This window comes from Lentibacillus populi, from assembly GCA_014642895.1.
In the GTDB taxonomy this organism is placed as follows: domain Bacteria; phylum Bacillota; class Bacilli; order Bacillales; family Amphibacillaceae; genus Lentibacillus_C; species Lentibacillus_C populi.
Genome location: BMJD01000075.1, coordinates 1 through 9,001, shown reverse-complemented (window position 1 = coordinate 9,001; position 9,001 = coordinate 1). Strand labels below are relative to the sequence as shown.

Annotated in this window: 7 protein-coding genes and 2 pseudogenes; 6 read left to right on the top strand and 3 right to left on the bottom strand. The window is 36.3% G+C overall.

The annotated features are described in order from the left end of the window. Positions 1-99: 99 nt before the first annotated feature. Positions 100-597 (top strand): annotated as a pseudogene (locus IEX12_RS22240) (AAA family ATPase); the annotation flags it as partial. A 303-nt stretch (positions 598-900) separates the two neighbouring features. On the opposite strand, the gene speD reads toward IEX12_RS22240, so the two are convergent. After that, the gene (speD, locus tag IEX12_RS22235; RefSeq protein ID WP_088051372.1) at positions 901-1,260 is read right to left on the bottom strand and encodes an adenosylmethionine decarboxylase; all 360 of its coding nucleotides are present in this window, start codon (positions 1,258-1,260) and stop codon (positions 901-903) included. A 14-nt stretch (positions 1,261-1,274) separates the two neighbouring features. Further along, entirely contained in the window at positions 1,275-2,441 is a 1,167-nt protein-coding gene (locus IEX12_RS22230) for a bis-aminopropyl spermidine synthase family protein (RefSeq protein ID WP_188725918.1), read from the bottom strand. Between the two features lie 685 nt (positions 2,442-3,126). Here IEX12_RS22230 and IEX12_RS22225 point away from each other — a divergent pair. From IEX12_RS22225 to IEX12_RS22210, 4 genes are all read left to right on the top strand, one after another. Further along, positions 3,127-3,318, top strand: a complete 192-nt coding sequence (locus IEX12_RS22225) for a helix-turn-helix transcriptional regulator (protein WP_088051370.1) — start codon at positions 3,127-3,129, stop codon at positions 3,316-3,318. Further along, positions 3,311-3,886 (top strand): peptide deformylase, encoded by a 576-nt coding sequence (gene def, locus IEX12_RS22220; protein ID WP_088051369.1) that lies wholly within the window; start codon positions 3,311-3,313, stop codon positions 3,884-3,886. The genes IEX12_RS22225 and def overlap by 8 nt, the downstream gene beginning before the upstream one ends. Before the next feature lie 152 nt (positions 3,887-4,038). Continuing rightward, positions 4,039-4,512, top strand: coding sequence for a GNAT family N-acetyltransferase (locus tag IEX12_RS22215; protein WP_088051368.1), 474 nt, complete (start codon positions 4,039-4,041; stop codon positions 4,510-4,512). 381 nt (positions 4,513-4,893) lie between these two features. Continuing rightward, a complete protein-coding gene (locus IEX12_RS22210) occupies positions 4,894-5,451 on the top strand; it encodes an isochorismatase family protein (protein ID WP_088051367.1) in 558 nt (185 codons plus the stop codon). A 716-nt stretch (positions 5,452-6,167) separates the two neighbouring features. On the opposite strand, the gene IEX12_RS22205 is transcribed toward IEX12_RS22210, so the two are convergent. After that, positions 6,168-7,502, bottom strand: coding sequence for an NAD(P)/FAD-dependent oxidoreductase (locus tag IEX12_RS22205; RefSeq protein WP_155555548.1), 1,335 nt, complete (start codon positions 7,500-7,502; stop codon positions 6,168-6,170). A gap of 806 nt (positions 7,503-8,308) precedes the next feature. Here IEX12_RS22205 and IEX12_RS22200 point away from each other — a divergent pair. Further along, positions 8,309-9,001, top strand: a pseudogene (locus tag IEX12_RS22200) (hypothetical protein); the annotation flags it as partial.

Genomic DNA, 9,001 nt, shown 5'->3' with positions numbered 1-9,001 from the left:
TGTAGTCGGCTTGCGAAACCACGCCCTTAAGGCGTTGCAAGTAACATGCCCTTATAGGGCTAAGTCAAACCACCTGTTGAACAGGTGGTATGTGATTATTATGGTGTACATGCAACTGAATCAGCACTTGGCGAATATATAAGGCTTTCATGGCTTCCTAAAGTGACGAACGGTTTCTTTCTTCGGGCGGAGTCTTTTTATCATTTTGCTTCTCATATTGATGCAGTAGGAGCCCATGACGCTTATGGCGGGCGCTCTTTGCATCAACAATCACATGGGGAGTCCTTTCTTTCTCTCTTTTTAAACCGGTTCAATGGCAAAGCCATCTATTTGTTGGATGAACCAGAGGCTGCATTATCGCCACAACGACAGCTTACGTTTTTAAAAATTTTGCATGATTTAGTGTTATCAGGTGATAGTCAATTTATTATTGCTACACATTCGCCAATTCTTTTAGGGTATCCAAATGCCACTATCTTTAGTTTTGATAATGATACAATTAAAGAGATAGATTACGAGATGACCGACCACTATCAAATAACGAGTTATTATTTACAAAATAGAGAAAAGTTTTTGCGGGAAATTTTAAGTGACTAATTAAAAGACCATCCTTTTGGGATGTGATGTTATGCATTATATAGTGCCAAATCCCGCTATGATTATTCGAAGGTATGAATAATTTCTATAAGACTAGGTGGCTATTAGAAATAATCAATTTAGAGTATTTACTTTGGGGTAAAAATGTCATCGTTGTCCTTTATGACGGAAAAAACGGTCCGTAATTCACGACATTCAATATCAAAAGGTGGATAGAACGTAAAAAGAGCTGAAAAAATCAGCTCTTTCTACGTTTTTATCTGTTGAGTAAACTCCTGGTGGATGTTTGTTTTACTTTATAAATTATACGTTTTCAGGTTTTATGCCCCTTACTAGTTCTCTACAGTTATTATATTTTGCTTCCAAGGAAGAATACAAGTACTGTATTGCCAACTCTGGCTGAACATGCCTTCCACATGTATATATATCAATGCTGGCATATCCGTGTTCGGGAAAACTGTGCACACTTAAATGAGACTCAGCCAGGATAACAACTCCGCTAATCCCTTGAGGTGAGAATTCATGAAAGAAAACGCCGCATACCGTTGCTCCAGATTTTTCTGCTGCAGAGACAAGCTCATTTTCCAGATAAGTTTTATTGATTAGTTTACGGACATTACATCCCCATAAGTCAGATACGATATGATGACCAAGTGTATCCATTCCAATCGCTCCTCCTATACCCTTTCTTTCTTGATTAAGTGAAACTTATTTTGATTACATACTGGGCAACCTTTATCTTTCAAATATTCAATTGAACGATAGCGTGTATTTGTACCTACAGAGATCACTTCATGACAATGAAGGCATTTATAAGAACGTATCGTCTGTTTTATTTCTCCTGTATAAATTGGCAGCTCATAATTATCCAGCGGTTTTGTTAATGACGTCGTTTTCAGAATGATCATTTGACTTTGATTACCAATCATTTGTGCACCAATGTAATCATTAAAACCAGGAGAGATTTTCATGACAGCCAATCCCATTAACAGCCATTCCTTTTGTAGATGTAAGGATAGATCTGCTGACTTTTGCGCAAAGGACAGGTAGATTATAAGTCCCTTCTCTTTCTTTAAGCATTCTATTGAGCAAGATAAAAATAACGACATTCCTCTATTGGTATAAGGGGGATCTGTATACACGGTGTCATACACTCCCGCCAGGCGACTCGGGATTTTCCTTCTCAAATCGACATGATGGCAAATGATTGGTAAAGACTTACCTTTTGCAACAGCACTGATGAATGACAAGAAACGCTCGTCAATGTCGATCACATGTATTTCTGTTTGGTGATGATCACTGTATGGAAATAACCTTGTTAAGAGCATAGCTAATGCAATACTTACGAGGTCATCATCACCTAAGCATAACACTTTTTTTCCTACTAAAGAATAGTTTTTTACTGATAATAGTGCCCTTTTTAAACTTGTTTTTGGTGTGCATTTTGATTGATCAAATTGGGATTCAATTTGCGGTGCATTTTTGTGAATTTTCGTTAATTCATCTAAAAACATCATCCCTTTATCCTCTATGAATTCTTCAGTTTCTGTTTGGACTATCTGTAAATATAAGTGTTTGTCGACATTTTTATATCCAAATTCCGATTCGATTAGTCCAATCCCTTTGTTCGTTACAAATACTCCTCTCTTTTGTACAAGTACATTTACTTTAATAAATTCATTTTTAATAGCTGCAACAATCGGTTTTGGTAACGCTAATTTTTGTGCCAGTTTTTTGGTTGAAATTCCTGGGTGAAAGTAGCACATTAATAATAAATGCTCAACTGTAATGTATCCTTCTTCCAGTTTTACGCTTTTTGCTATTTCCTCAATCATTTTAATCATCTATATACACCTTTTCTTTAAATAGTTAAATAGAAATTTTTGCTTATGGATCGTTTTAATCTTTCATTTTTATAGTTGCAAGCTCTTCTTTGATGCTGCAAAGAGAACGACCTAACACTTATAGAACATAAAAAAACGGCGTGAACAATTATTCACGCCGTGCATCTCAAATAGAGCATAGACTATGCCATTGATGTTAAATCAACGGCTCTACGCAAAATCCTATGATTATAGCTATGAATCATGTTCTTAACCGATTTGAAATGGGCATAACTAAATAAACGTCTTATATGGGCGATTTTAAAATATGTCCTATTTCAATTATCCAATTGATAAATTAGTTAAGAACCAACTGATTCATTAAAATTCTCCTCGCACTTAAACTTACTTCCAATTTAACAAAAAACATGGTTGCCGTCAAATGCTAGTAACCTTTAGTATGTTCAAGCCGGCTCTTACAAATATATTGATCAAGAAACAGATCTGGAACTTTTTTTATATAACTTTTCCGGGAACAGGCGCCAGATAATATAAACTCCCTATAACCAATATTGTCCTTCTATCCCCTTATATACTCAATTAGCATTAGAAATTTGTTGAGAAACAAAAATGTCTAAAGTTATTGACATGTTGGGTGAGACTGCTAAAATAAAAATATCCAATACTTTTGACATAGGTGATGAAATTGAAAAATAAAATTAAAGCAATACGGAAGAAACTGGGGATCACCCAGGAGAAACTCGCCAGGGATTGTGGGGTAGTTAGACAAACGATAAATTGTATAGAGAATGATAAATATGACCCTACATTGCAACTAGCATTCAAATTATCAAAAATATTAAACGTAAAGGTAGATGAATTGTTTATTTATGAGTAAATTTAATTCGAAGTATATGATCACGATGAAGGATATTGTCAGGGATGGGAACCAAATTCTGCATCAAGCAACACAAGAAGTAACGGTACCGCCTTCTGAAGAGGATAAAGAAACATTAATTTGCATGATGAACTTCTTGAAAAATAGTCAAGATCCCAATCTGGCAAACAAGTATAAATTACGTGCTGGCGTAGGGTTATCAGCAAATCAGATTGGTTTGAATAAGCGAATGTTTGCAGCATATTTAACGGATGAAAAGGGCAGAGAACATGAATATACACTTATTAATCCGAAAATAATCAGCCATTCCGTATCCATGATTTATTTACCACAAAGCGAAGGCTGCCTCTCTGTTGATCGTGATATAAAAGGGTTTGTTCCAAGATATGAGCGGATTAAGGTGAAAGGATTTAATTTATTGGGAGAAGAGCTATTATTAAAACTTAGCGGATATCCCTCCATTGTGATCCAACATGAAATAGACCATCTAAACGGGATTATGTTTTATGACCGTATTAATAAACAAAACCCTTTTAAACTACCTGAAAACATTAAAAGTTTATACTGAAATGCATACATCAGTTACGAATACTTTTAAACAACAAAAAGAAATTCCTAATTCAGATTCCCTTTAGCCTTTTAGGAAGATGTATATGCAAACAGGGGAGAAAAGCAATTAATGTACTATCTATTTTCACATTATAAACGAGGAGTGTTTTAGTGGAATTTCGTTTGGTGGAAAGTTCAGACTTTACTATTATATCACCCTTGGTTAACGAGTGGTGGGCTGGCAGGCAAATGGCAGATATGTTACCTAAGCTATTCTTTGTTCATTTCAATAATACGAGTTTTATTGCCGAAAAAGATGGTAAAATAGTGGGCTTTTTAATTGGCTTTGTATCTCAATCACATTCTTATGAAGGATATATCCATTTTGTAGGGGTTCATCCGGAGTATCGAAAACACCATATAGGAAAGAAACTTTATCATCAATTTTTTAATGCTGTTAAAGAAAACGGCAGAAATATTGTTCGAGCAGTTACCTCGCCAGTTAATAAGGTTTCAATTGCTTATCACATTAAAATGGGATTTGAAATTGAAAAAGGTGATAAAGAAGTTGGCGGAATTTCGGTGGTTGCTGATTATGATGGACCAAATCATGATAGGGTCTTGTTTACTAAAAAATTAGACTAATTACAATTGAGGGATAGTCTTTGGCTGTACTAGAAAATGAATTAGGTCTAACATGAAAAGAAGCTGGACGGAAGGGCTTCTTTTCATGTTTGTTCTTAAGTTACTGGCTTTTTTAAATGATGTAAAGTCCTGTACTTTAAAACATTACCTGCTTTTTTGATTTTCCAATTACATCATACAATCTTTTTAATCACAAAAGGAAACACCAACAATTCACTTTTGATAGAGCTTTGAGTTGTTTGTAGATGAGGATGAAAAAGAGGAATTCAAGTTTTTATGGCGAAATATATTTAAAAGGTAAAGGGGGCGATATTATGAATAAGATAATTAAGACAGGTTTGGTGATCAGGATATAAATTAAGTTGAAAAGGAGTTGCTCGATTGAAACAAGCTTTACTTATTATTGATGTTCAACAGGAATTAGTTGACGGTAACAAGGAAGAGAAAAGTGTGTTTAATAAAGAAGTGTTGCTAGATCATGTTAATGCTGTAATTAATAAAGCATTAAAATCACATGCTTTAATCGTCTTTATGAGGGATAAAGATGTTGCTGATGGTAAAGGTCCGGGATTTCAAATACACAAAAAAGTAAACGTCCCAACTACAGCCAAAATATTTGATAAAGCTGCTACAAATTCGTTTTACGGTACAGCATTAATGGATTTTTTAAAGGAAAACGAGGTCGAACATCTTGTTATTATGGGATGCCAAACAGAACACTGTATTGATACAGCAGTTAGAACGGCAACGGTGAATCATTTTGATGTTACTTTAGTTGGAGATGGTCATTCGACAACAGATTCTTCAACTCTATCAGCCGAAAAGATAATAAGTCATCATAATGAAATACTTCATGGCCATTACAATGTTGACCATTTTTCTGTTGTTCGGACTGCTCAAGAAGATTTGTTTGAACCAATTCATGATAGTTACCGGTGAGTTTTCACTTTTTGGAAACTAATCACTTAAGAGAGCTCGCCCTCGTTGGAATATAGAAGATCGTGAATTTTTGTGCGTAGCAAACCGATAATGTGTAGGTTACACACTATATAACTGATTATCTTCTCAGCTTGGAATTAGTCACAAACAGAATTAACAATGGAAAAATGACTCTCTATGCCATAACAGTACCTATTGCAATTTACTGTTGAGCAGTTTCTCGAGATGAGTTGGGTGAACTAATCAAAATGCGTAATACTTTCCTGGTATCCTACCGATGTTTGACTGGGGGTGATGTGATGGCCCTTCAATGGCATTTTGATGTAATTGTAAGGAACAATGAAGTTGCTGATCGATCATACATTTTAAGAAAATTGTAGGCGCCCGGTTTTAAGGAAGTTGCTAAAACCTGAACGCAATAGACACCGTCAGCATGACCTCTTTTAGTGTGTTAGCTCATCGAGCAGAGGCGGGTGTTGGGTACTAACCACTGGGAGCAGAGCTGGAAATGGAACTTCCTAGTAACGGATTAATACGGTTGAAATTTATACTTTCTTCACTAGTAAGATTAGCCGCCTTTTCAATTGAAAAAAGCGGCTTAGTATTGTTGGTTGGCTTTGAATTGATGAGTAAAGTCAGCGACTGTTAAAAAAGGTGAGTCTATGGTCTCCTATTTTATGACAGTATTAATGTTTCTCCAAACCGTGTTGTACCTTTTATTTCATTGCTTTGGTATTGTTAAACAAGATTGCATTTGCTACTTTCGGATGGAAAAGAAGGAAAGAGGGACGCATTAAGTTCATGACTTTCACTAAACGAATGTAAACTTCAGGTTCAACTGCTGAAAGCTCATAAACCTTTCTGCTATACCACTGTTTGAAGGGCAGGATCATTGTTCTATCACCTTTTATTTCAGGATGCCTCAATACTTCAGTGGTAGCCATATCCCATGGCGTTGCAATTATTTTAGAAATTCTTTTATGGAATGTCTTGCTGAATCCTTTTTCATGGTAACCGTCAGCGCTAAGTAATCGCTGCAACGCTAAAGCCTCCATTGCAGCTACAGATATCCCCTGCCCGAACACTGGGTCAAAACGGCAATGGGCATCACCAATAACGACAAAGCCGTCTGGCATACTTGCCAAATCAAATCGCCGCCGCACTTGATAAGGGATCTTATGTATATTAATCTCTGAAATCGGCTCGACTTTATCTAGAAAATCCACGACGTCTGAAACAGGTAACTTTTTTGCATAGTTGATAAATTCGGTATCTGTTTTTGGTGGCAATTCATTTGCATAGCCACTAAAAGTAACGGAAAAACGATTACCTTCAACCGATTGAATAAAGGCACCATATGGGTTAATGGGAAAGCTCGGTGATATTAGCAAATTACACCATTCTGGATTATCTTGCTCCTTTCCCTTGTGACGAAAATATCTGGTTGCGTAAAATAACTTAATCCACACCTTCTCTTCCTTGACCTCTTGACCAAAGGACTTTAGCCAATCAATACTTCTTGAACCAAAACCACTGGCATCAACAACCAAGTCTGCAGTTAATTCCTCTTCCTTTCCTGTCTGTAGTGAACGTGCTTTTACCCCGCTTATTTTAGCATGCTGATCATCTGGTAATAACTGTTCAACCTTTGTTTCATACTTGGTAACAATCGTGGTTATTTGATTGATGCGTTGCTGTAAATGCCATTCGAGCAACGGGCGACTTTGCTGTACCATAACTAATTCTCCTTGGAACCGATGCTTCCAAAATCCAAAATGATGCCATTTTAAGTCTCTCGTGAAATTATTAATAATCCCACCATCCTCAATTAATTGATCCAGAAAATACGGGAATAATTCTTCTATAGCGTTCTCTCCACCCTTTAATAAAACATGTGGGTGATATGTTTGAGGCACCCTTTTTCTCGGTGTTTTTTTTTCCCAAACCGACCCCGCCTCCAGGATAATAACTTGTCGAAAAGATGTTGCCAAGGCCTTTGCAGCTAGTTTCCCAGCAATACTCCCACCAATAACGATTGCTCTATCCAACATGCTCTTTCCTCCTATCTTTTCCATGTTCAATGACTCACTAAAGTATACTTGATCCTACAGATTATTGAAATAGCAAATTATTAGTAATATTTCAAAGTGTTTAGGGTAATTAACTTCTTTAATTTAGATCAGCAATAATACGTGGGAGTTATGACGGACAAGAAATAAATATGGCTAATCGGGGGAATAAGCAGGAAGGGCTGGTTTGGGTAGAGAAATATCGAAACAAATATCCGAGGCATTCGGCTTTTAGGAAGGAGGTGACCAAAGCATTACGAGCTTCCGGGTTGTAGGAGGGCTGTCTCCGCTACAGGGGAGTTCCATTTATTTAGCTGTTATTCTTTCATATGGTATATCTATTTGTATCGTATATATAGACAACTACGGCCTAAGTAAGTAATTCTTTTAACCTGTTCTACATTATGCTTGCTGCATTGTAATTTTGTTTTCGATATTGGTTACATATAAAAAGTTTAGAAAGCAGGATCTGTACTGATAGGTCGTATTTTGAGTATCATGAATATTAAGGTATTTGGATTGTAGTGTGAAAATTCAAAAAAACATTGTAAAAAGCAGCAGATTCATTTTAAACCAACAGATTTAATTTTTGATAGACCACGTAAATTTATGTAAAGTATGAATCGATGTGGTCTGTTTCAAAAATCAGGGAATTAAAAAAAGGTTTCCTCGCTTCAGCTTATCAGGTGTGCTAACATACATATAAGATATCTATTTTCAGCCTCATCAATTCATCTCAGTATCCTCACCATAGAAATTTACATTCACAAAAAGGGTGTGATAGGATAATGGTAAACATAGCCTCACCAATTGTGCTTGAAGAATTTGCCCCGTATTTGGACAAAGATGGCCTGTGGAAAAAAGTCATCACAGATTTATTTGAACCGTTTGTATTATTTTTTGCTCCTGATCTTTATCAAAAACTTGATTGGGATAAAAAACCTGATTCACTGGAACAGGAATTTCATCGTGCTATTCCGAAGAAAAAAGGAACAAAGTATACCGATAAACTGATGAAGGTTCATCTGAAAGATGGGGAAGAACAGTGGTTGCTTGTCCACATTGAAGTTCAGGGAGGTAAGGATGAAGATTTTTCTGAACGGATGTTTCAGTACTTTTACCGGATTTTTGACAAGTACCACCGAAAGATTTATGCTATTGCCCTCCTCGCTGACGCTGATCGCTCTTTCAAACCAAGCATTTATAAATACCATTTTCATGGAACGGAATTATCTTACGCCTATAACACCTATAAGTTATTGGAACAGGACGAGGAGGAATTATTGCAATCAGATAATCCATTCGCCTATGCTGTTTTGGCCGGTATATATATGCTAAAGAGCAGAAACAATGCAAGTAGGCGATATCAGTTTAAGCGGAGTTTACTCCAGATTAAGCCCCACGCTATGCGTGGGAGAACAAAAGTGGAAGTACCTTTACGTATGATAAAAAAATCCCCCTCTGGTATAATGACAAAGGTT